Annotated in this window: 21 protein-coding genes and 1 pseudogene; 14 read left to right on the top strand and 8 right to left on the bottom strand. The window is 64.2% G+C overall.

Annotation, left to right across the window (positions count from 1 at the left end; all coding sequences use genetic code 11):
• Window positions 1–320 precede the first annotated feature (320 nt).
• Together PVZ80_RS14440 and gloB are read right to left on the bottom strand one after the other, a co-directional pair.
• Window positions 321–1,778, bottom strand: a complete 1,458-nt coding sequence (locus tag PVZ80_RS14440; protein WP_028682275.1) for a transglycosylase SLT domain-containing protein — start codon at window positions 1,776–1,778, stop codon at window positions 321–323.
• Window positions 1,779–1,877: 99 nt separating this feature from the next.
• Window positions 1,878–2,645: a hydroxyacylglutathione hydrolase gene (gloB, locus tag PVZ80_RS14445; protein ID WP_016704649.1), complete on the bottom strand. Its 768-nt coding sequence runs from the start codon at window positions 2,643–2,645 to the stop codon at window positions 1,878–1,880.
• 65 nt (window positions 2,646–2,710) lie between these two features.
• Here gloB and PVZ80_RS14450 point away from each other — a divergent pair, with 65 nt between their 5' ends.
• Window positions 2,711–3,475, top strand: a complete 765-nt coding sequence (locus PVZ80_RS14450) for a class I SAM-dependent methyltransferase (RefSeq protein WP_009048706.1) — start codon at window positions 2,711–2,713, stop codon at window positions 3,473–3,475.
• An 83-nt stretch (window positions 3,476–3,558) separates the two neighbouring features.
• Entirely contained in the window at window positions 3,559–4,011 is a 453-nt protein-coding gene (gene rnhA, locus PVZ80_RS14455) for a ribonuclease HI (protein WP_009048707.1), read from the top strand.
• A gap of 16 nt (window positions 4,012–4,027) precedes the next feature.
• Here the strand turns inward: rnhA and PVZ80_RS14460 are convergent, their stop codons facing one another.
• The 3 genes and pseudogenes from PVZ80_RS14460 to PVZ80_RS14465 all read right to left on the bottom strand — a co-directional run bounded on the left by PVZ80_RS14460 (window position 4,028) and on the right by PVZ80_RS14465 (window position 5,445).
• Window positions 4,028–4,978: a glycerophosphodiester phosphodiesterase family protein gene (locus PVZ80_RS14460; protein WP_124303868.1), complete on the bottom strand. Its 951-nt coding sequence runs from the start codon at window positions 4,976–4,978 to the stop codon at window positions 4,028–4,030.
• A 91-nt stretch (window positions 4,979–5,069) separates the two neighbouring features.
• Window positions 5,070–5,156, bottom strand: a pseudogene (locus PVZ80_RS33990) (hypothetical protein); the annotation flags it as partial.
• Entirely contained in the window at window positions 5,122–5,445 is a 324-nt protein-coding gene (locus tag PVZ80_RS14465) for a DUF2388 domain-containing protein (RefSeq protein WP_038579500.1), read from the bottom strand. The gene PVZ80_RS14465 and the pseudogene PVZ80_RS33990, both read right to left, overlap by 35 nt.
• 195 nt (window positions 5,446–5,640) lie before the next feature.
• Between PVZ80_RS14465 and dnaQ the strand changes: the two genes are divergently transcribed.
• The 3 genes from dnaQ (at window position 5,641) to PVZ80_RS14480 (ending at window position 9,379) form a co-directional block, all read left to right on the top strand.
• A complete protein-coding gene (gene dnaQ / locus PVZ80_RS14470; protein WP_009048710.1) occupies window positions 5,641–6,399 on the top strand; it encodes a DNA polymerase III subunit epsilon in 759 nt (252 codons plus the stop codon).
• A 119-nt stretch (window positions 6,400–6,518) separates the two neighbouring features.
• Window positions 6,519–8,774, top strand: coding sequence for an Orn/Lys/Arg decarboxylase N-terminal domain-containing protein (locus PVZ80_RS14475; RefSeq protein WP_124344989.1), 2,256 nt, complete (start codon window positions 6,519–6,521; stop codon window positions 8,772–8,774).
• A 14-nt stretch (window positions 8,775–8,788) separates the two neighbouring features.
• The gene (locus tag PVZ80_RS14480) at window positions 8,789–9,379 is read left to right on the top strand and encodes a GNAT family N-acetyltransferase (protein ID WP_041988995.1); all 591 of its coding nucleotides are present in this window, start codon (window positions 8,789–8,791) and stop codon (window positions 9,377–9,379) included.
• Here the strand turns inward: PVZ80_RS14480 and PVZ80_RS14485 are convergent.
• Complete coding sequence (locus PVZ80_RS14485) at window positions 9,376–10,269, bottom strand: LysR substrate-binding domain-containing protein (RefSeq protein ID WP_016704653.1); 894 nt, start codon at window positions 10,267–10,269, stop codon at window positions 9,376–9,378. The genes PVZ80_RS14480 and PVZ80_RS14485 overlap by 4 nt on opposite strands.
• 86 nt (window positions 10,270–10,355) lie before the next feature.
• Entirely contained in the window at window positions 10,356–10,592 is a 237-nt protein-coding gene (locus PVZ80_RS14490; RefSeq protein WP_009048714.1) for a hypothetical protein, read from the bottom strand.
• A 226-nt stretch (window positions 10,593–10,818) separates the two neighbouring features.
• Here PVZ80_RS14490 and PVZ80_RS14495 point away from each other — a divergent pair, with 226 nt between their 5' ends.
• The 3 genes from PVZ80_RS14495 (at window position 10,819) to PVZ80_RS14505 (ending at window position 13,192) form a co-directional block, all read left to right on the top strand.
• A complete protein-coding gene (locus PVZ80_RS14495; RefSeq protein ID WP_009048715.1) occupies window positions 10,819–11,376 on the top strand; it encodes an NADPH-dependent FMN reductase in 558 nt (185 codons plus the stop codon).
• A gap of 131 nt (window positions 11,377–11,507) precedes the next feature.
• The gene (locus PVZ80_RS14500) at window positions 11,508–11,864 is read left to right on the top strand and encodes a metalloregulator ArsR/SmtB family transcription factor (protein WP_041988997.1); all 357 of its coding nucleotides are present in this window, start codon (window positions 11,508–11,510) and stop codon (window positions 11,862–11,864) included.
• A 41-nt stretch (window positions 11,865–11,905) separates the two neighbouring features.
• Complete coding sequence (locus PVZ80_RS14505) at window positions 11,906–13,192, top strand: arsenic transporter (protein WP_009048717.1); 1,287 nt, start codon at window positions 11,906–11,908, stop codon at window positions 13,190–13,192.
• 161 nt (window positions 13,193–13,353) lie between these two features.
• On the opposite strand, the gene PVZ80_RS14510 is transcribed toward PVZ80_RS14505, so the two are convergent.
• The gene (locus tag PVZ80_RS14510) at window positions 13,354–14,304 is read right to left on the bottom strand and encodes a DUF1853 family protein (RefSeq protein ID WP_273864102.1); all 951 of its coding nucleotides are present in this window, start codon (window positions 14,302–14,304) and stop codon (window positions 13,354–13,356) included.
• Between the two features lie 105 nt (window positions 14,305–14,409).
• On the opposite strand from PVZ80_RS14510, the gene PVZ80_RS14515 reads away from it, so the two are divergent.
• The 6 genes from PVZ80_RS14515 to pepN are packed head-to-tail and all read left to right on the top strand — an operon-like array spanning window position 14,410 to window position 20,914.
• The gene (locus PVZ80_RS14515; protein ID WP_007920913.1) at window positions 14,410–15,300 is read left to right on the top strand and encodes an NAD(+) kinase; all 891 of its coding nucleotides are present in this window, start codon (window positions 14,410–14,412) and stop codon (window positions 15,298–15,300) included.
• Window positions 15,297–16,271, top strand: a complete 975-nt coding sequence (locus PVZ80_RS14520) for a metallophosphoesterase (protein ID WP_371920928.1) — start codon at window positions 15,297–15,299, stop codon at window positions 16,269–16,271. Before PVZ80_RS14515 ends, PVZ80_RS14520 begins: the two co-directional genes overlap by 4 nt.
• Entirely contained in the window at window positions 16,268–17,140 is an 873-nt protein-coding gene (locus PVZ80_RS14525) for a rhomboid family intramembrane serine protease (protein WP_016704656.1), read from the top strand. Before PVZ80_RS14520 ends, PVZ80_RS14525 begins: the two co-directional genes overlap by 4 nt.
• 15 nt (window positions 17,141–17,155) lie before the next feature.
• Window positions 17,156–17,416, top strand: coding sequence for a YeaC family protein (locus PVZ80_RS14530; protein ID WP_007920905.1), 261 nt, complete (start codon window positions 17,156–17,158; stop codon window positions 17,414–17,416).
• Window positions 17,413–18,243 (top strand): DUF2797 domain-containing protein, encoded by an 831-nt coding sequence (locus PVZ80_RS14535; protein WP_009048721.1) that lies wholly within the window; start codon window positions 17,413–17,415, stop codon window positions 18,241–18,243. Before PVZ80_RS14530 ends, PVZ80_RS14535 begins: the two co-directional genes overlap by 4 nt.
• 13 nt (window positions 18,244–18,256) lie before the next feature.
• Window positions 18,257–20,914: an aminopeptidase N gene (gene pepN / locus PVZ80_RS14540; RefSeq protein ID WP_124311072.1), complete on the top strand. Its 2,658-nt coding sequence runs from the start codon at window positions 18,257–18,259 to the stop codon at window positions 20,912–20,914.
• Window positions 20,915–21,009 lie beyond the last annotated feature (95 nt).

Consider the following 21,009-nt stretch of genomic DNA (forward strand, 5'->3'; position numbering starts at 1 on the left):
TTGTATCGACAGGAAAAAGGCCGCCCCGGGCTGGTCACGACATTTGCTTGCCGCCGCTGGATACGCCGCAATCTGTAGCCGCTGCCGAAGGCTGCGATCGACCGGTACGGTCGCAGGGATCTTCCGAGCGCAGGAGGGCCTGCGGCCCTATCGCAGCCTAGCGGCAGCGGCTACAGCGTCGGTGGAGTATCCATTTCTAAAGGCTTGGCACAGCCCTGTAGCCGCTGCCGAAGGCTGCGATCGACCGGAACGGTCGCGGGGATCTTCCGGGCGCTGGAGGGCCTGCGGCCCTATCGCAGCCTGCGGCAGCGGCTACAGGATCAGTGAGGCAGGTAGACGGTCAGCATCTGGCCTGGCTTGAGGGCCTGGCCGGCGCGGGGATTCCAGCGCTTGAGGTGTTGCATCTCGACGTTGAAGCGCTTGGCCACCATGTACAGCGAATCGCCTTGCTTGACCTTGTACTGGGTCGACTTCTTGTCGGCGCTGGCGACCAGGGTCTTCTTGCCGGAAGCCTTGGCGCTGGTCTTGCTGCTGCCCTTGGCTTTGCTGGTGTCCTGCATGACCAGGGTCTGGCCGACCTTGAGCTGCTTGCCGCTCAGCTTGTTCCAGCGTTGCAGGTCCTTGACGTCGACCTTGTTGGCCTTGGCGATCTGCGACAGGTTGTCGCCACGCTTGACCCGGTAGTTGCGCTTGGCCTGGGCCATTTCGCGACTGTCGGCACCCTCGAACACCGGCTTGAACGAACGCTGGCTGATCAGCTCTTCGGGTTTCATGGTCGACAGGCTGGCGCTCAGCAGTTGCGCCTTGGACGTCGGCACCAGCAGATGCTGGGGACCGTCGATGGTGGTGCGCTGCTTGAAGGCCGGGTTGAGCTGGAACAGCTCGTCCTCGTCGATGTTGGCCACCGCGGCGACCTTTGACAGGTCCATGCGCTGGTTGATCTCGACGACCTGGAAGTAGGGTTCGTTGGCGATCGGGTTCAGGTTGACGCCATAGGCTTCGGGCGCCAGCACCACCTGGGACAGGGCCAGCAGCTTGGGCACGTAGGCCTGGGTTTCCGACGGCAGCGGCAGGTTCCAGTAGTCGGTGGGCAGGCCGAGCTTCTCGTTGCGCTCGATGGCCCGGCTGACCGTGCCTTCGCCGGCGTTGTAGGCCGCCAGGGCCAGCAGCCAGTCGCCGTTGAACATGTCGTGCAGGCGGGTCAGGTAATCCATGGCCGCGGTGGTCGAGGCGGTGATATCGCGACGGCCATCATAGAAGCGGGTCTGGCGCAGGTTGAAGGAACGACCGGTGGACGGAATGAACTGCCACAGACCCACCGCGTCGGCCCGGGAATAGGCCATCGGGTTGTAGGCGCTCTCGATCACTGGCAGCAGGGCCAGCTCCAGCGGCATGTTGCGTTCTTCAAGGCGCTCGACGATGTAATGGATATAGAGGCTGCCGCGTTCGCTGGCATTCTCGAGAAACGATGGATTGCTGGCGAACCACAGGCGCTGCTGTTCGATGCGCGGGTTGACGCCGATGCCTTCCTGCAACTGGAAACCTTCGCGCATGCGCTCCCAGACGTCCTGGGGCAATTGCGGGCTGGGTTTTTCATTCAGCCAGATGGGTTTCTGCTTGATGCGGGCGTTGAAATTCTGGGTGTGCGAAGCGTCGGTTTGCGGGACGTGGCTCGTGCTTTGGCAGCCCGCCAGGGTGGCGGACACAGCCACCGCGATGGCTTGAGCCAACCGCGTCAATGCGTCTGAATTGATGGATTTACGAATAGATGACGACATTGGCTGGAAGTAAGTTCCGGGCAAAAATGTCGGGCGATTCTAGAAAGCGCACCCGGTGCGGTCAACCATTCAGAATTTTCGTACCAACTCGCAGCCTGCTTAGAACTTATCTTTCCAAGCCCGCAAGGCAGCAAAAACCGCACTCTGGGCCCGGTTATCGAGGCCATTCCGTTCGTCCGCTTTTTGTTTAACGGATGTTTCACCGGTACGCAGGAAGGGATTGGTGAGCTTTTCCAGGGCCAGGGTGGAAGGCAGGGTCATGCGGCCGTTTTCCCGCAGTTCGCTGACTTTGCGCAGGCGCTCGGCGATGTCCGGGTTGTCCGGTTCCACCGCCTGGGCAAAACGCAGGTTGCTCAGGGTGTATTCGTGGGTGCAGTACACCAGGGTGTCTTCGGGCAGCGCGGCCAGGCGGCTCAGGGAATGGTGCATCTGCTCCGGCGTGCCCTCGAACAGACGCCCGCACCCGGCGGCGAACAGGGTGTCGCCGCAAAACAGCAGGCCGTGATGGTAGTAGGCAATATGCCCCAGGGTATGCCCGGGCACCGCGTAGATGTCGAAGTCCCAGCCAAGGATGCTGGCGCGGTCGTTGTCGTGCAGGGCCACGTCGCGCCCCGGGATGTTTTCGTTGGCCGGGCCCCAGACCTTGGCGCCGCTGGCTTTTTTCAGCTGTTCGACACCGCCGACATGGTCGTGGTGGTGATGGGTCACCAGGATATCGCTCAGCACCCAGCCCGGATGTTCGGCAAGCCAGGCCTGTACCGGTGCGGCGTCACCCGGGTCGACCACTGCGCAACGCTGATGGCGATGGTCCTGTAACAACCAGATGTAGTTATCGGTGAACGCGGGCAGGGCACTGATCTGTATCATCGTTGGAGTCGCCAAGCGGAAAACATTGGCGCATCTTAGAACTTCTTGGCGGGTTGGAGAATGCAATGACCGATAAAGCGTTCGCTCAGGCCGATCCTGACTGGCTGGCCCTGATCAGTGCCGCCCGTGAGTGGCTGTCCGGGCCACTGGGGCAATTTCTGCTGGATGAAGAACGGCGCATGCTCGACGACGAGCTGGGGCGTTTCTTCGGCGGCTACCTGGTGCATTACGGCCCGTCGGCGCAAACCCCGCCGACGGCGCCCCAGGTGCAGCGCAATGTACGCCTGGGCGCGCCGCTGCCCGGCGTCGAGATCGTCTGCGAGGAGCAGGCCTGGCCGCTCAGCGAGCACGCCGCCGATGTGGTGGTGCTGCAGCACGGCCTGGATTTCTGCCTGTCGCCCCACGGCCTGCTGCGCGAAGCCGCCAGCGCCGTGCGACCGGGTGGGCACCTGTTGATCGTCGGTATCAATCCCTGGAGCAGTTGGGGCCTGCGCCATGTGTTCGCCCATGACGCCTTGCGCAAGGCGCGCTGCATTTCCCCGTCGCGGGTCGCCGACTGGTTGAACCTGCTGGGCTTCGCGCTGGAGAAACGCCGCTTCGGGTGCTATCGTCCGCCGCTTGCCTCGGCGGCCTGGCAGGCTCGGTTGGCCGGCTGGGAGCGCAAGGCCGGTGACTGGCAACTGTCCGGCGGCGGCTTCTACCTGCTGGTGGCACGCAAGATAGTGGTCGGCCTGCGCCCGGTGCGCCAGGTACGCCGCGAGCCGATGGGCAAGCTGGTGCCGCTGCCGATGGCCAAGGTCAACCGCCGGCACAGCGAACCCCCTCTTTAATTCAGCCGGGCCGAACCTGCCCGGCTTGGGCGTTGTCGATCGACGATCGGCAAGCCACAGGTATTTTCGATTGGAAGTCTGGCATGAGCGATAGCGTAGAAATCTTCACCGACGGCGCCTGCAAGGGCAATCCTGGCCCGGGGGGCTGGGGCGCACTGCTGGTGTTCAAGGGCGTGGAGAAGGAACTCTGGGGCGGCGAAGCCAACACCACCAACAACCGCATGGAGCTGATGGCGGCGATCCGCGGCCTGGAAGAGCTCAAGCGCGAGTGCCAGGTGATCCTGGTCACCGACTCGCAGTACGTGATGAAGGGCATCAACGAGTGGATGGCCAACTGGAAAAAGCGCGGCTGGAAAACCGCGGCCAAGGAGCCGGTGAAAAATGCCGACCTGTGGCAGCAGCTCGATGAGCAGGTCAACCGCCACCAGGTCACCTGGAAATGGGTGCGCGGCCATACCGGCCACCACGGCAACGAACGGGCCGACCAACTGGCCAACCGCGGCGTCGACGAGGTGCGCGGTTACAAACAGGCCTGATGCCCTGAACGGGTAGTCAGTCGCAGCGCAGCGGCCGTTCGAGCCGCTGCTTCATGTCCCGCATCGCGCGGGGCGAATCCACCAGCACCGCGTCCATCTTCAGGCAGGCGGCTGCTCGGTAATCCTCGGCTGTATTGACCCCGATCGCCAGCATCCGCACCTTGCCCCGGGACTGGAAGCAATCCACCGCCGCGGGCGTCCACAGCCGGGCATCCACCTTCGAACGGGCCTCACCCAGGGTGAAAGTCTCGACCAGCTGCACCGGGCGCCGGTACTCGAAAGCCACCCAGCTGGCTGGCGCCGGCGGTGTGGTACAGCTGTGGGCCAGGGCGACACTCGCCAGGCGATCCCGGGTGTTGTCCCGGGACTCGAACAGCCGCGCCTGCGGATAGTGCGCGAACGCCTGCTGGTAGCTGGCATCGGTGGAGTAGATCAGCACCCGGTTCCAGGCGTGCAGCTGTTCCAGCAACTGCGCGACCGCCTGGGCCTGGGGCGCGGCGGGCAGGGCCTTCATGTCGAGAATGACCGGCACGGCGTCGGGGATCGCCGCCAGCGCCTGCTGTAGCGAGGGGATGCTCACCGCCTGGGAGCGAAAGGGAAATGTCACCTGGCCATCGGCCGCGGTCTGCTTGAAGTTCCAGCCGGCATTCAGTGTTTGCAACTGCGCCAGGGGTTTCTCGCTGACCGCGCCGGAGGCCGGGGTATTGGCGCTCAGGTCCGCCGGTCGGTACAGCACCGGCACGCCGTCGCGGCTCAGTTGCACCGTCAGCCAGAGCATGTCTGCACGGTTGCGCAGGGCGTTGTCGATGGCCAGCAGGGTGTTCTCGGGAAAGTCTGCGGCGCCGCCGCGATGGGCGACGATCAAGGGGGCTTGCCCGGCGTCGGGCTCCGTTGCTGGCAGGGAAGAGCAGCCACTGATGAAGGCCGCGGCCAACAGCAGTGGGAGCATCTGTCGAGTCTTGAGCATGGGAGGGCGGTTTCCTGGAAATGAGTGCAAGGCCGGGTGCCAGCCCTGCCCGCCTGAGTGGGCCGTACAGTAGCGCAATGGCCGCGCTCATTTAAACAAACGCGTGGTGCTCGGGGTGAATGAGTGGCCCTGTTCCGGGGCGATCAAAGGGTGAGGATGGCGCTGGCCAGTTGCAGGTCGGAGTACTGTGGGTTGCCGAGCGTCTGGCGAATATGCCGCATCGCTGCTTCCAGCTGGGCGCCGCGGATCTCGCCGGCGCTGGCGACAAAGGCCGCGGCATCGGTCCTGGCGGCGAGCACCAGTTTGTCGTCCTTGAAGGAACTGGTGGCTTTCGAACTGCCTTCGGTCGTGCTCAAGGCCAGGCTCATGGTGATATCGGTGCTGATCACCAGGCTGGTGGCCTGGCCGATGTCGGCGAACAGGCAGGTGCAAAACAAAAAGGCCAGGCGGGTTTTACAGGTAGTCATGGCAGGGTGGAGTCCGCTAAAAATATCGTCGCGCACCCTAACAAGCCCCTGTGCGGCAAACTGCATGAGCTTTGCGAATGATTGTTAAAAACTGCGCACGGCGGGACCAGGCGAATCCGCCATGCGTGCCATGCCGCGAGAGCGTGCTAAAATCCCGCGCCTTGAAAGACTTCCACCGTTGAGAACTGACCCCTGATGGCCAACAGATCTGTTGTACTCGATACCGAAACCACCGGCATGCCGGTGACCGACGGCCACCGGATCATTGAAATCGGTTGCGTCGAGTTGATCGGACGGCGCCTGACCGGTCGGCATTTCCACGTCTACCTGCAACCGGATCGCGAGAGCGACGAGGGCGCGATCGGCGTCCACGGCATCACCAACGAGTTCCTGGTGGGCAAGCCGCGCTTCGCCGAAGTCGCCGACGAGTTCTTCGAGTTCATCCAGGGCGCGCAGCTGATCATCCACAACGCGGCGTTCGACGTTGGCTTCATCAACAACGAATTCGCCCTGATGGGCCAGCACGACCGCGCCGACATCACCCAGCACTGCACCATCCTCGACACCCTGTTGATGGCCCGGGAACGTCACCCCGGCCAGCGCAACAGCCTCGATGCCTTGTGCAAGCGCTATGACGTCGACAACTCCGGCCGTGAACTGCACGGCGCCTTGCTCGACTCGGAGATTCTCGCCGACGTCTACCTGACCATGACCGGCGGCCAGACCAGCCTGTCCCTGGCCGGCAACGCCTCGGACGGTAACGGCAGCGAAGGTTCGGGCAACCGCGCCAGCGAAATCCGGCGTCTGTCGGCGGATCGCCAGCGTGGGCGGGTCATTCGCGCCAGCGAAGCCGAACTGGCCGAGCACCAGGTGCGTCTCGAGATCATCGCCAAATCTGCCGGGGCCCCGGCGCTCTGGACCCAGCTGGCCGAAGCCAAGGCCCAGCAACAGTAGTTGTTCGTGGGCGACCTTTTGTTACAGGAGGTCGTTGACGGGGTTACGCGCCGGCCCCCGAGCTTCTACCCTGAGATGATTGGCGGGCCCTTGTCCGCCGCCTCAGGATGCCTGGTGCCATGTACAAAGACCTGAAATTCCCCGTCCTTATCGTGCATCGCGACATCAAGGCCGACACCGTCGCCGGCGACCGGGTACGGGGGATCGCCAGGGAGCTGGAGCAGGAAGGCTTCAGTATCTTTTCCGCGGTGGACTATGCCGAAGGGCGCCTGGTGGCCTCGACCCATCACGGCCTGGCCTGCATGCTGATCGCCGCCGAAGGCGCCGGGGAAAACACCCACCTGCTGCAGAACATGGTGGAACTGATCCGCCTGGCCCGGGTGCGCGCGCCGAACCTGCCGATCTTTGCCCTGGGCGAGCAGGTGACCCTGGAAAACGCCCCGGCCGACGCCATGAGCGAGCTCAATCAGCTGCGCGGCATTCTTTACCTGTTCGAAGACACCGTGCCGTTTCTGGCGCGGCAGGTGGCGCGGGCGGCGCGCAATTACCTCGATGGCCTGTTGCCGCCTTTCTTCAAGGCGCTGGTGCAGCACACGGCCGACTCCAATTATTCCTGGCACACCCCGGGGCACGGCGGTGGCGTGGCCTATCGCAAGAGCCCGGTAGGCCAGGCGTTCCATCAGTTCTTCGGCGAGAACACCTTGCGTTCGGACCTGTCGGTGTCGGTCCCGGAGCTGGGCTCGCTGCTCGATCACACCGGGCCCCTGGCGGAAGCCGAGGCGCGGGCGGCGCGCAATTTCGGCGCCGACCACACCTTTTTCGTGATCAACGGCACCTCGACCGCCAACAAGATCGTCTGGCATTCCATGGTCGGTCGCGATGACCTGGTGCTGGTGGATCGCAACTGCCACAAGTCGGTGCTGCACTCGATCATCATGACCGGCGCGATCCCGCTGTTCCTCTGTCCGGAGCGCAATGAGCTGGGGATCATCGGCCCGATCCCGCTGAGCGAATTCAGCCGCGAGTCGATCCAGGCCAAGATCGACGCCAACCCGCTGACCCGGGGCCGGCCGGCCAAGGTCAAGCTGGCGGTGGTCACCAACTCGACCTACGACGGCCTCTGCTACAACGCCGAGCTGATCAAGCAGAGCCTGGGCAACAGCGTCGAGGTGCTGCATTTCGACGAGGCCTGGTACGCCTACGCGGCCTTCCATGAGTTCTTCGAGGAGCGCTACGGCATGGGCACCTCGCGCAGCGCCGACAGCCCGCTGGTGTTCACCACCCATTCCACCCACAAGCTGCTGGCGGCCTTCAGCCAGGCCTCGATGATCCATGTGCAGGACGGCGGCGCCCGGCAGCTGGATCGCGACCGCTTCAACGAAGCCTTCATGATGCACATCTCCACCTCGCCGCAGTACAGCATCATCGCCTCGCTGGACGTGGCCTCGGCGATGATGGAAGGGCCGGCGGGGCGTTCGCTGCTGCAGGAAATGTTCGACGAGGCCCTGAGCTTCCGCCGGGCCCTGGCCAACCTGCGCCAGCACATCGCCGCGGACGACTGGTGGTTTTCCATCTGGCAGCCGGAGCGGGTAGAAGGCATCGACCAGGTCAGCACCGCGGACTGGCTGCTGGAGCCGGAAGGCGAGTGGCACGGGTTCGCCGGGGTGACCGACGACTATGTGCTGCTGGACCCGATCAAGGTCACCCTGGTGATGCCCGGGCTCACCGCTGGCGGTGCCCTGAGCGAGCGCGGGATACCGGCGGCGGTGGTCAGCAAGTTTCTCTGGGAGCGCGGCCTGGTGGTGGAAAAGACCGGCCTGTATTCGTTCCTGGTGCTGTTTTCCATGGGCATCACCAAAGGCAAGTGGAGCACGCTGCTGACCGAACTGCTGGAGTTCAAGCGCAACTACGACGCCAATGTCAGCCTCGCCGCCTGCCTGCCGAGCATCGCCCAGCAAGACATGGCGCGCTACCAGGGCATGGGCCTGCGCGACCTCTGCGATCAGTTGCATGCCTGCTACCGCAGCAATGCCACGGCCAAGCACCTCAAGCGCATGTACACCGTGCTGCCGGAGGTGGCGATGAAGCCCGCCGACGCCTACGATCAGTTGGTGCGGGGCGAGGTCGAGGCGGTCTCCATCGATGCCCTCGCCGGGCGGGTGGCGGCGGTGATGCTGGTGCCATACCCGCCGGGTATTCCGCTGATCATGCCGGGCGAGCGCTTCACCGAGTCGACCCGCTCGATCATCGATTACCTGGCTTTCGCCCGTACGTTCGATAGCAGCTTTCCCGGCTTTGTCGCGGATGTGCATGGATTGCAGCATGAAGACGAAGGCAATGGGCGGCAGTACACCGTCGATTGCATCAAGGTTTGAGGACGTTTCCCGCTATGCAGCCAATGATCAACCCCAAGTACCCCGGCCTGTCGGTACGTGTCGCCGACGACGGTTTCGCCGCGTATGTCTGGGGCAGCGACTTCAGCTTCGAGGTCAGCGCCTATGCCCAGGCACAGAGCGAGCAGGTGGTGGCCAAGTGGCCGCTGCATCACATCACCCCGTACCGCAAGTGCTACGGCATCGACCCCGAAGAATTCAGCAGCTATCGCGACGCCGCCGACAGCGCGGTGTTCATGGCCTACCTGGACGACGAGCCGGTCGGCCATGTGGTGGTCAGCACCAACTGGAACGGTTACGCCCATATCGACGAGCTGGCGGTGCACGCGCCGGCGCGGCGCCACGGGGTGGCCAAGGCTTTGCTGGATGTGGCGCAGTTCTGGAGTCGCAAGAAAAAACTGCCGGGCATCATGCTCGAGACCCAGAACAACAACCTGGGGGCCTGCCGCTTGTACGAGCGCTGCGGTTATGTGGTCGGCGGCATCGATCATCTGCGTTACCGCGGGATCGATCCGACCACCGCCGAGGTGGCGATTTTCTGGTATCGGCTGTTCAACGACGAGCTGGCGCGGGAAACCGGGGTCTAGCCGGCCAGCATGCCTTCAGCCTTTTCCGTCAGGGTTTCCAGCAGCGCCTCCAGGGTGGGCGAGGAGGGGGTGCCGCTGCGGGTCAGGGCATAGAGGGTGACCGGGATCGGTGGCGACAGCGGGCAGACGTCCAGGCCGCCCTCGCGCGCGCCCAGTGCGGTGAAGGGGTCAACAATCGCCAGGCCTTCGCCGGCCTCGACCATGCTGCGCATCATCTGGTGGGTCTGTACCCGGGTGTGGATAGTCGGGCTGGGGCGCAGGTTCTGCAGCTTGCTGTCCAGGGCCACGCTCAGCGGGTCCTGGCCTTCCAGACCGACCATGGCCTGGCCCGCCAGGTCCTGCAGGGAAATGTACTTCTGCTTCGGTTGCAGCCAGCCGTGCGGGGCCAGCAGTTGCAGCTTGCCCTGGGCCAGGGCGACGCACTGGATATCGGGGTGATCGGGGTTGTGCAGGCTCAGGCCCAGGTCGCCTTCGCGCAGCAACAGGCTCTTGACCATGTCGCGGGTGCCCTGGCTGGCGAGGTTGCACGGGGTGTCGGGAAAACGCCGGCGCAGGGCGGCGATGCTCTGTGGCAACAGTTGCTGGGCCAGGGGCGGGGTGCCGATGATGCGCAAGGGCGGCGCCTGGTATTGCTTCAGGCTGTCGGCCAGGCGTTGCACGGGTTCGAAGGCGTCATACAGGGTGGCGATCGCCGGCTGTAGCTCGCGGGCCTCCCGGGTGGCTTGCAGGCGTCCGCGGACACTGGCGAAGAGCATGAAACCCGATTGGCTTTCGGCGTCGCGCAGGATCGTTTCCACCTCGGCCACCGGCAGTTGCAGCAGCTCGGCGGCCGTGCCCAGGTGTCCGGTTTGCAGGAGCGCCTGAATCACTTCGATATGACGTAAACGCATGCTTGAAGTCCATGTCCAGCCGGTGAGGGATTCACACTGAATCCTAACTCATGTCCGCGCATATGACTTCTGCTCATAACGGCACGTTATGAAGGAAGGATGGTCTCGGGTTCGCGAATGAGGGTGACGCCCGATTGCACGAGGAGAAACTGGTTGTCGTCCATTTTGTTGACGCGGTCGCCAATGGCCAGGCGATAGGTGGTAACGGGCTCCGAGCCGGCGATGCCGTCTGGCGACGGGGTGGATTCCTGGAACTCATGCACCGAATAGACCCGGCCTTCCGCGTCCCTGGCATGAAATTGTCCGACGAGTACTGCTGCCATCTTTAGAGCCTCTGGAGATAAAACACTCAATTTGCGGTCCTGTAGACCCTGCCTGGGCGAAGTAAGTTTAGCGGCGGAAAAAAAATAGTCCGCGGTCCTGATTGCAACTGGCGTGCAGCGGCGTGGAGCCTGGAAAAGCCCACGAAATTTCCTGCGGCAGGTGGTTGTGGGCAGGGTGGATCATCTATAACTATCAGCCTCCTTAACCAGAAGTCGGGGATTCACTATGAGCAACGTCTACACGATTGCAGTGCTGGTTGGCAGCCTGAGAAAGGCCTCGATCAACCGGAAAGTGGCGCTGGCCCTGGCCGAACTGGCGCCGGCCAACCTGCGGTTGCAGATTGTCGAGATCGGCGACCTGCCGCTCTACAACGAAGACATCGATGTGGATCCGCCGGCCGCCTACAAGGTGTTCCGCGAGCAGGTCAGCGCCGCCGATGCCGTGCTGTTCGTCACTCCGGAATACAACCGCTCGGTTCCCGCACCCATGAAAAACGCCATCGACGTGGGGTCGCGCCCCTACGGCAAGAGCGCCTGGAACGGCAAGCCGGGGGCGGTGATCAGCGCATCCCCGGGCGCTATCGGCGGTTTTGGCGCCAACCATCACCTGCGCCAGTCCCTGGTGTTCCTCAATGTACCGTGCATGCAGCAGCCGGAAGCCTACCTGAGCGGCGCCGGTTCGGCCTTCGACGAGGCGGGCAAGCTGTCCGAGTCGCTCAAGCCGTTCCTGGAGAAGTTCATCAACGCCTACGCGCAGTGGGTCGAGCAGCACAAAAAGCTCTGATCCTGGCACCGCGGGAGTCGGCCAGCCGGCTTCCGCGGGTGATGGGATATTCCTCTCGCCGTGAGAAAAGCGCTTTACCGCATATCTGAATATTCATATATTCGCCGCTCCAACTGCCTGGAGTGGCCCTGGTGTCCGACGCTCTCAACCCCGCCGAACTGTTCAAGGCGCTTGCCGACGAAACCCGCAGTCGCATCGCCTTGCTCGTGACCCGCGAAGGCGAGTTGTGTGTCTGTGAGTTGACCGCCGCCCTGGGCCAGAGCCAGCCGAAGATCTCCCGGCACCTGGCGCTGTTGCGCAGTTGCGGCCTGCTGGCCGACCGCCGCCAAGGGCAATGGATCTACTACCGGCTGCACCCGCAATTGTCACCCTGGGTGACCACATTGCTGCAGGACACGCTGGAGGCCAACAGCCCCTGGCTGCAGGCTGACCTGCAACGCCTGCAGACCATGGCCGATCGCCCCGATCGCCCCGTGCGCTGCTGCTGAATTCCCATCCACCTCACTTTTCCTGTTCAAGGCTGCCCGGCATGCTGACTGCTTCATTGATTTTCCTGCTGACCATTACCCTGGTGATCTGGCAGCCCAAGGGCCTCGGCGTGGGCTGGAGCGCGGTGTTCGGCGCGGTGCTGGCGTTGCTGTTCGGGGTGGTACAACTGACGGACATTCCGGTGGTCTGGCAGATCATCTGGAACGCCACTGGCACCTTCGTGGCCTTGATCATCATCAGCCTGCTGCTCGACGAGGCCGGGTTTTTCGCCTGGGCGGCCTTGCATGTGGCGCGCTGGGGGCAGGGCAGCGGGCGCAAGCTGTTTGCCTTCATGGTGCTGCTGGGGGCGCTGGTGTCGGCGCTGTTCGCCAACGACGGGGCGGCGCTGATTCTCACGCCGATCGTAATCTCCATGCTGCTGGCGTTGCGCTTCTCCCGGGCCGCGACCCTGGCGTTCGTCATGGGCGCCGGGTTCATCGCCGATACCGCGAGCCTGCCGCTGGTGGTGTCGAACCTGGTGAACATCGTTTCCGCGGACTTCTTCAATATCGGCTTCAACCAGTACGCCGCAGTGATGCTGCCGGTGAACCTGGTCAGCGTGGCCGCGACCCTGGCGGTGCTGCTGTGGTTCTTCCGCCGCGACATTCCGCAGGCCTACAACCCCGAGGAACTGGAGCCGCCCGCCAGCGCGATCCACGACAAGGCCACCTTTGTCGCCGGCTGGTGGGTGCTGGTCATCCTGCTGCTGGGCTGTTTTGCCCTGGAGCCGCTGGGCATTCCCATCAGCGCGATTTCAGCGGTGTGCGCGGCCTTGCTGCTGGGCATCGCGGCCAAGGGCCACAAGATTTCGACGCGCAAGGTGCTCAAGGAAGCGCCGTGGCAGATCGTGATTTTCTCCCTCGGCATGTACCTGGTGGTGTACGGCCTGCGTAATGCCGGGCTGACCACCCACCTGGCCGGCTGGCTCGACCGCTTCGCCGACTACGGCATCTGGGGCGCGGCCATGGGCACCGGGCTGCTGACCGCCGTCCTGTCATCGATCATGAACAACCTGCCGACGGTGCTGATCGGCGCGCTGTCCATCGACGCCAGCCAGGCCAGCGGCGTGATCAAGGACGCGATGATCTACGCCAACGTGATCGGCAGCGACCTGGGGCCGAAGATCACTCCGATCGGCAGCCTGGCCACCTTGCTCTGGCTGCACGTGCTGGATCGCAAGGACATCCATATCGGCTGGGGCCGCTACTTCAAGGTCGGCATCGTGCTGACCCTGCCGGTGCTGCTGGTGACCCTGGCGGCGCTGGCCCTGCGCTTGTCGGTGATGTGAGGGGCAGGTTCGTATTCGTCGAAAACCCGCATCCACCACGTAACCTGTAGGAGCGAGCTTGCTCGCGAAGTGTCGTATCTGGCACCCCGCGTTGCCCCTATCGCGAGCAAGCTCGCTCCTACAGGTTCGGTGTTTGGCGCAGTTGAAGGAGTTATAGAAGCTCAACTCGCCCCTGGCACATTCGGCCAGAGGTCCGCCACCAGGAACAGGCGTTCGGCTTCCTCCCAGTCGCCGGCGCGGTTTTCCGTGAGGCGCACCAGCAGTTGCGCCGGGGCGTGCGGGTCGAGTTCCTCCAGCCAGGCTTGCAGCTGTGCGGCGCTCCAGGTTTGTTCCGCCGGGTAGGACGCGGGCGCCAGCCAGGCCTGGCGTGGCAAGGGTTGCCAGCGCCCGGGCGGGCTTTGCGCGATAAAGGCTGGCCAGTCGCGCTGGTGCAGCCAACGCCCGCGCAGGTGCTGCGGGTGGGCGCCGCGGGGCGGTTGCGTGGTGCCGGGCCAGGGGTAGAGCAGGTAGCCGCCGAGCCACAGGTGGGCGCTGAAGTCCTGGATATCCATGGCCGCCAGCACTTCCAGGCTGTCGGCGCGGGCGGAGATCGGCAACTGGTGTTCGTTCAGGTGCGCCAGCTTGCGGTCCAGGCGATCGTGGCAGCCGGGGCCCAGCCACAACGCGGTGTTCGTGCCGTTGCCATGTTGCGGGCCGAGGTAGAGCTTGATCGCCAGTTCCAGATGGTGAATGCCGTCGCGATCACGCAGCAACATGTCCAGTTCACCCAGGGTGTGGCCGGCGCGACGGATCGGCAGGTTGGCCGCCAGCAGCTCGACGCCGGGCGCGTGCTGTACGGCAAATTGCCACAGGCGTTCGTAGTACAGCCCCAGGCGTTTGGTCGGCCCGAGGGCCAGCCAGCGGCGCAGGGCGCGGCCGTCCTGGTCCAACTGATGCAGCCAGTGCGCCAGCAGCTGCGGCGCCTGCACCCAGTCGCTGCCGGCCAGTGGATGGCGCTGCGGCCAGGGCGTCTGGTCGAGCATCGGCGGCGCGAGGATGACCCAGGCCAGGTCGCGCACTTCGGGGTGGCGCAACTGGCGGGGGAGGTCGAGCAAGCCGGGAAACAGGATCATTCTGCGAGCATAGCGCCTAACGTCGAGGCTGAAAGGATTTTGTCTATGGCCGGCTTTCGCCCATAATCTCTGCTTTGCCCGTCCCAGAACCCCTGCAGGAGCCCCATGGAGCAATTTCGCAATATCGGCATTATCGGTCGCTTGGGCAGTTCCCAGGTGCTGGACACAGTTCGCCGACTGAAAAAGTTTCTGCTCGCCCGCCACCTGCATGTGATCCTCGAAGACACCATCGCCGAAGTGCTGCCCGGCCACGGCCTGCAGACCTCCTCGCGCAAGCTGCTCGGCGAAGTCTGCGACATGGTGATCGTGGTCGGCGGCGACGGTAGCCTGCTGGGCGCGGCCCGCGCCCTGGCGCGCCACAACATTCCGGTGCTGGGGATCAACCGCGGCAGCCTGGGCTTCCTCACCGACATTCGTCCGGACGAGCTGGAAGTCAAGGTCGCCGAGGTCCTCGACGGCCATTACCTGGTGGAAAACCGTTTCCTGCTGCAGGCCGAAGTGCGGCGCCACGCCGAAGCCATCGGCCAGGGCGACGCACTGAACGATGTGGTGCTGCACCCGGGCAAGTCGACGCGGATGATCGAGTTCGAGATCTACATCGACGGCCAGTTCGTCTGCAGCCAGAAGGCCGACGGCCTGATCGTCGCCACGCCGACCGGCTCCACCGCCTACGCCTTGTCCGCCGGCGGGCCGATCATGCATCCCAAGCTCGACGCCATTGTGATTGTGCCGATGTACCCCCATACCTTGTCGGGAAGGCCGATCGTGGTCGATGGCAACAGCGAGCTGAAAATCGTCGTGTCCAAGGATATGCAGATCTACCCGCAGGTTTCCTGCGACGGGCAGAACCATTTCACCTGTGCCCCCGGTGACACCATCACTGTCAGCAAGAAGGCGCAGAAACTGCGCCTGATCCATCCGCTGGACCACAACTATTACGAGGTCTGCCGGACCAAGCTCGGCTGGGGCAGCCGACTGGGTGGTGGAGGCGACTGATGCTCGATCCCGCGCGAAGTTATGACCTGATCGGTGATGTGCACGGTTGCGCCCTGACCCTCGAACACCTGCTGGACAAGCTCGGTTATCGCAAGCAGGGCGGCGTCTGGCGGCATCCGTCGCGCATGGCGGTGTTCCTCGGCGACATCATCGACCGCGGCCCACGGATCCGCGAAGCCTTGCACATCGTCCACGACATGGTCGAGGCCGGCCAGGCGCTGTGCGTCATGGGTAACCATGAGTTCAACGCCCTGGGCTGGGTCACCCCGGCAGCGCCCGGCGGCGGCAGGCATTTCGTGCGCGAACACACGCCGCGCCATGCCCGGCTGATCAATGAGACCCTGGCGCAATTCGAGCAGTACCCCAAGGACTGGCACGATTTCCTCGACTGGTTCTACCAGATGCCGCTGTTCATCGACGCCGGGCGTTTTCGCGTGGTGCATGCCTGCTGGGACGCCGGCCTGATCGAACCGCTGCGGGCGCAATACCCCGACGGCTGCATCGACGAGCACTTCCTCCAGGCCTCGGCGGTACCCGGCAGCTTCGCCAATAACGTGTTCGACCGCCTGCTGCGCGGCACCGACATGCGCCTGCCCCATGGCCTGACCATGACCAGCGGCGATGGCCTGACCCGTTCGTTCTTCCGCACCAAGTTCTGGGAAGACGACCCGCAGACCTACGGCGACATCGTGTTCCAGCCCGATGCGCTGCCCGAGCCGGTAGCTCGCACGCCGCTGTCCTCGGCGGAGAAAAACAACCTGCTGCGCTACGGCGTCGATGAGCCGTTGCTGTTCGTCGGCCATTACTGGCGCAGCGGCAAACCGGCGCCGATTCGCTCGAACCTGGCCTGCCTGGATTACAGCGCGGTGCTCTACGGCAAGCTGGTGGCTTATCGCCTGGACCAGGAAACCCGCCTGGACCCGGACAAATTCGTCTGGGTCTATGTCGAGCGACCGGAGGAGCAGCAATGAGTGCGGTTGCGGTATTGCGTCTGCCGTTGAATGTGGACCTGAGTGGCTTCGTCAAACTGTTGCAGCGCATGCAGGTGCCGCACCGGGTCAGCGAGGAAGCGGGGGAGCAGGTGCTCTGGGTGCCGGACGCCATCAGCGAGGACGTGCGTTCGTTGTACGAGCGTTTTCCGGCGGGCGATCCCGAGCAGCAACTGGACATCCCCGAGGCCGGCGCCGCCCTGCGGCGTCCGGGGTTCGTCGAGCAACTGCGGCGTAGCCCGGCTACTGCGCTGATCCTGCTGCTGAGCCTGATTGTTGCCGCCTTGACTTTGCTCGGCGAAAACCTTGGCACCCTGCGCTGGCTGACCTTCCTCGAATTCCGCGTGGTCGGCGACTACATCCAGTTCACGCCCCTGGCCGACAGCCTGGCGGCGGGGCAGTGGTGGCGCCTGGTCACGCCGATGCTGATCCACTTCGGCTTCCTGCACATCGCCATGAACGGCATGTGGTACTGGGAGCTGGGGCGGCGCATCGAACAGCGCCAGGGCAGCATCAACCTGCTGGGCCTGACGTTGCTGTTCAGCCTGGTGTCGAACTACGCGCAATACCTGTTCAGCGGGCCGAGCCTGTTCGGCGGCCTGTCCGGCGTGCTCTACGGCCTGCTCGGGCATTGCTGGATCTATCAGTTGCTGTCGCCCAACCCGGCCTATCGCCTGCCTCGCGGAGTCCTGGCGATGATGCTGGTGTGGTTGCTGATCTGTATGTCGGGGCTGATCTCGGTGATCGGCTTCGGTGAAATCGCCAACGCCGCCCACGTCGGCGGGTTGCTCGTCGGATGCCTCACAGGTTTGTTGGGCGGCTTGTACAGTCGCCGTAAACTGGCCGTCTAATGCTGGAGACCGCTTATGTCGTCGTTTGTTGAAATGATTGAAAACATCACCCCGGACATCTACCAGAGCCTGAAACTGGCGGTAGAGATCGGCAAATGGTCCGATGGCCGCAAGCTCACCGCCGAGCAGCGCGAGCTGTCCCTGCAGGCGATGATCGCCTGGGAAATGCAGAACCTGCCCGAAGAGCAGCGCACCGGCTACATGGGCCCGCAGGAGTGTGCGTCGAAGTCGATCGAAGTGCCGAATATCCTGTTCAAGTCGGATGCCATCCATTGATCGAAATTGGCCGTGGCTCCATCAGTAAAATGTCGGCGCGCCTGGACGGGGCGGATGTCCAGTACGCCTTTCGTCTTGGCGACACCGAGGTGCCGGTCAATCCGTTGATCGGCAGCACCGTGCGCCTGGAATACCTGGGGGCGATCCACTGCACCCATTGCGGGCGCAAGACCAAGACCAGCTTCAGTCAGGGTTACTGCTACCCGTGCATGACCAAGCTGGCCCAGTGCGATGTCTGCATCATGAGCCCGGAACGCTGCCACTACGACGCCGGCACCTGCCGCGAGCCGTCCTGGGGCGAGCAGTTCTGCATGACCGACCACGTGGTGTACCTGGCCAATTCGTCGGGGATCAAGGTCGGCATTACCCGCGCCACCCAGCTGCCGACCCGCTGGCTCGACCAGGGCGCCAGCCAGGCGTTGCCGATCATGCGCGTGGCGACCCGCCAGCAGTCCGGTTTCGTCGAGGACCTGTTCCGCACCCAGGTGGCCGACAAGACCAACTGGCGCGCCTTGCTCAAGGGCGACGCCGAGGCGGTGGACCTGGCGCAGGTGCGCGACCAGCTGTTCGCCTCCTGCGCCGAGGGCCTGCGCGCCTTGCAGGAACGCTTCGGCCTGCAGGCGATCCAACCGGTCAGCGATGTCGAGCCGATCGAGATCCGCTACCCGGTCGAGCAGTACCCGGCCAAGATCGTCAGCTTCAACCTGGACAAGAACCCGATTGCCGAAGGCACGCTGCTGGGGATCAAGGGCCAATACCTGATCTTCGATACCGGCGTGATCAACATTCGTAAATACACGGCCTACCAGCTCGCCGTGCATCAGTAGAAGGATTCGACGCATGCGCACCGAACAACCGAAGATGATTTACCTGAAGGACTATCAGGCGCCCGAGTACCTGATCGACGAAACACACCTGACCTTCGAGTTGTTCGAGGACCACAGCCTGGTCCATGCGCAACTGGTGATGCGCCGCAACCCAGTGCATGGCGGTGGCCTGCCGCCGCTGGTGCTCGACGGCCAGCAGCTGGAGCTGCTGTCGGTGTCCCTGGGCGACCGCGAGCTGACGGCCGCGGATTACCAGCTGAGCGCCAACCACCTGACCCTGCAGCCGACCAGCGAATCCTTCACTGTCGACACCAGCGTCAAGATCCACCCGGAAAGCAACACCGCCCTGGAAGGCCTGTACAAGTCCAGCGGCATGTTCTGCACCCAGTGCGAGGCCGAGGGCTTTCGCAAGATCACGTACTACCTCGACCGCCCGGACGTGATGAGCAAGTTCACCACCACAGTGGTGGCCGAGCAGCACAGCTATCCGGTGCTGTTGTCCAACGGCAACCCGATCGCCAGCGGGCCGGGCGAAGACGGCCGGCACTGGGCGACCTGGGAAGACCCGTTCATGAAACCGGCCTACCTGTTCGCCCTGGTAGCGGGCGATCTGTGGTGTGTCGAGGACAGCTTCACCACCATGAACCAGCGCGAGGTCGCGCTGCGCATCTACGTCGAGCCGGAAAACATCGACAAGTGCCAGCACGCCATGACCAGCCTGAAGAAGTCCATGCGCTGGGATGAACAGACCTATGGCCGTGAGTACGACCTGGACATCTTCATGATCGTCGCGGTCAACGACTTCAACATGGGCGCCATGGAAAACAAGGGCCTCAACATCTTCAACTCCAGCGCCGTGCTGGCCCGCGCCGAGACCGCCACCGACGCCGCGCACCAGCGGGTCGAGGCGATCGTCGCCCACGAATACTTCCACAACTGGTCGGGCAACCGCGTGACCTGCCGCGACTGGTTCCAGCTGTCGCTCAAGGAAGGCTTCACGGTATTCCGCGATGCCGGTTTCTCCTCGGACATGAACTCGCGCACGGTCAAGCGCATCCAGGACGTGGCCTACCTGCGCACCCACCAGTTCGCCGAAGACGCCGGCCCCATGGCTCACGCCGTGCGCCCGGAAAGTTTTATCGAGATATCCAACTTCTACACCCTGACCGTGTACGAGAAGGGCTCGGAAGTGGTCGGCATGATCCGCACCCTGGTGGGCGCCGAAGGCTTCCGCAAGGGCAGCGACCTGTACTTCGAGCGCCACGACGGCCAGGCCGTGACCTGCGACGATTTCGTCAAGGCCATGGAAGACGCCAACGGCATCGACCTCGCCCAGTTCAAGCGCTGGTACAGCCAGGCCGGTACCCCGCGCCTGGCGGTCAGCGAAGCCTATGACGCGGCGGCGAAGACCTACAGCCTGACCTTCCGCCAGAGCTGCCCGCAAACCCCGGACAAGGTGGAAAAACTGCCGTTCGTGATTCCGGTCGAGCTGGGCCTGCTGGACGCCAAGGGCGCGGCCATTGCCCTGCGCCTGGCCGGCGAAGCCGCCGCGCAAGGCACTTCGCGGGTGATCTCGGTGACCGAAGCCGAGCAGACCTTCACCTTCGTCGACATCGCCGAACAACCGCTGCCGTCCTTGCTGCGCGGCTTCTCGGCGCCGGTGAAGCTGAGCTTCCCGTACAACCGCGACCAGCTGATGTTCCTCATGCAGCACGACAGCGACGGCTTCAACCGTTGGGACGCCGGCCAGCAACTGGCGGTGCAGGTGCTGCAAGACCTGATTGCCCAGCACCAGCAGGGCCAGGCACTGGTGCTGGACCAGCGTCTGGTCACCGCGCTGGCGACGCTGCTGGCCGACGACAGCCTGGACCAGGCCATGGTCGCGGAAATGCTCTCGCTGCCGGGCGAGGCCTACCTGACCGAGATCAGCGAAGTGGCGGATGTCGAGGCCATTCATGCGGCGCGCGAGTTCGCTCGCCAGCAATTGGCCGATAGCCTGTTCGACGCGCTGTGGAAGCGTTACCAGGCCAATCGCGAGGTCTCCAGGAGCACCGACTATGTCGCCGAGTCCGCGCACTTCGCCCGTCGCGCCCTGCAAAACATCGCGCTGTCGTACCTGATGCTCACCGAGAAGCCGCAAGTGCTGGCGGCGGCCATCGAACAGTTCGACGCCGCCGACAACATGACCGAGCGCCTGACAGCGCTGGCGGTGCTGGTCAACTCGCCGTTCGAGGCCGAGAAGGCCAAGGCCCTGGCGGTGTTCGCCGAGCACTTCAAGGACAACGCCCTGGTCATGGACCAGTGGTTCAGCGTCCAGGCCGGCAGCACGCTGCCGGGCGGGCTGGAGCGGGTCAAGGCGCTGATGCAGCACCCGGCGTTCAACCTCAAGAACCCGAACAAGGTGCGCGCCCTGATCGGCGCCTTCGCCGGCCAGAACCTGATCAACTTCCATGCGGCGGACGGCTCCGGCTACCGCTTCCTGGCCGACCTGGTGATCCAGCTCAATGGCTTCAACCCGCAGATCGCCTCGCGGCAACTGGCGCCGCTGACCCGCTGGCGCAAATACGACAGCGCCCGCCAGGCGCTGATGAAAGGCGAGCTGGAACGCATCCGCGCCTCCGGTGAGCTGTCCAGCGATGTGTTCGAAGTGGTCAGCAAAAGCCTGGCCTGACCCTTGTAGGAGCGGCCGGTCGACGCTCGATTGCTCGGGAAAAAACTCAAGCCAACGCGCGGCCCCAGATGCCGCGCGTTGTCGTTCAGGTCTTA

This window comes from Pseudomonas sp. B3G-3 (assembly GCF_028640915.1).
GTDB lineage: Bacteria > Pseudomonadota > Gammaproteobacteria > Pseudomonadales > Pseudomonadaceae > Aquipseudomonas > Aquipseudomonas chlororaphis_I.

Bases quoted from the DNA above. Each gene is read 5' to 3' on its own strand.
- PVZ80_RS14440 (WP_028682275.1), bottom strand. From the start codon at position 1,778: ATGTCGTCATCTATTCGTAAATCCATCAATTCAGACGCATTGACGCGG.
- gloB (WP_016704649.1), bottom strand. From the start codon at position 2,645: ATGATACAGATCAGTGCCCTGCCCGCGTTCACCGATAACTACATCTGG.
- PVZ80_RS14450 (WP_009048706.1), top strand. From the start codon at position 2,711: ATGACCGATAAAGCGTTCGCTCAGGCCGATCCTGACTGGCTGGCCCTG.
- rnhA (WP_009048707.1), top strand. From the start codon at position 3,559: ATGAGCGATAGCGTAGAAATCTTCACCGACGGCGCCTGCAAGGGCAAT.
- PVZ80_RS14460 (WP_124303868.1), bottom strand. From the start codon at position 4,978: ATGCTCAAGACTCGACAGATGCTCCCACTGCTGTTGGCCGCGGCCTTC.
- PVZ80_RS14465 (WP_038579500.1), bottom strand. From the start codon at position 5,445: ATGACTACCTGTAAAACCCGCCTGGCCTTTTTGTTTTGCACCTGCCTG.
- dnaQ (WP_009048710.1), top strand. From the start codon at position 5,641: ATGGCCAACAGATCTGTTGTACTCGATACCGAAACCACCGGCATGCCG.
- PVZ80_RS14475 (WP_124344989.1), top strand. From the start codon at position 6,519: ATGTACAAAGACCTGAAATTCCCCGTCCTTATCGTGCATCGCGACATC.
- PVZ80_RS14480 (WP_041988995.1), top strand. From the start codon at position 8,789: ATGCAGCCAATGATCAACCCCAAGTACCCCGGCCTGTCGGTACGTGTC.
- PVZ80_RS14485 (WP_016704653.1), bottom strand. From the start codon at position 10,269: ATGCGTTTACGTCATATCGAAGTGATTCAGGCGCTCCTGCAAACCGGA.
- PVZ80_RS14490 (WP_009048714.1), bottom strand. From the start codon at position 10,592: ATGGCAGCAGTACTCGTCGGACAATTTCATGCCAGGGACGCGGAAGGC.
- PVZ80_RS14495 (WP_009048715.1), top strand. From the start codon at position 10,819: ATGAGCAACGTCTACACGATTGCAGTGCTGGTTGGCAGCCTGAGAAAG.
- PVZ80_RS14505 (WP_009048717.1), top strand. From the start codon at position 11,906: ATGCTGACTGCTTCATTGATTTTCCTGCTGACCATTACCCTGGTGATC.
- PVZ80_RS14510 (WP_273864102.1), bottom strand. From the start codon at position 14,304: ATGATCCTGTTTCCCGGCTTGCTCGACCTCCCCCGCCAGTTGCGCCAC.
- PVZ80_RS14515 (WP_007920913.1), top strand. From the start codon at position 14,410: ATGGAGCAATTTCGCAATATCGGCATTATCGGTCGCTTGGGCAGTTCC.
- PVZ80_RS14525 (WP_016704656.1), top strand. From the start codon at position 16,268: ATGAGTGCGGTTGCGGTATTGCGTCTGCCGTTGAATGTGGACCTGAGT.
- PVZ80_RS14530 (WP_007920905.1), top strand. From the start codon at position 17,156: ATGTCGTCGTTTGTTGAAATGATTGAAAACATCACCCCGGACATCTAC.
- pepN (WP_124311072.1), top strand. From the start codon at position 18,257: ATGCGCACCGAACAACCGAAGATGATTTACCTGAAGGACTATCAGGCG.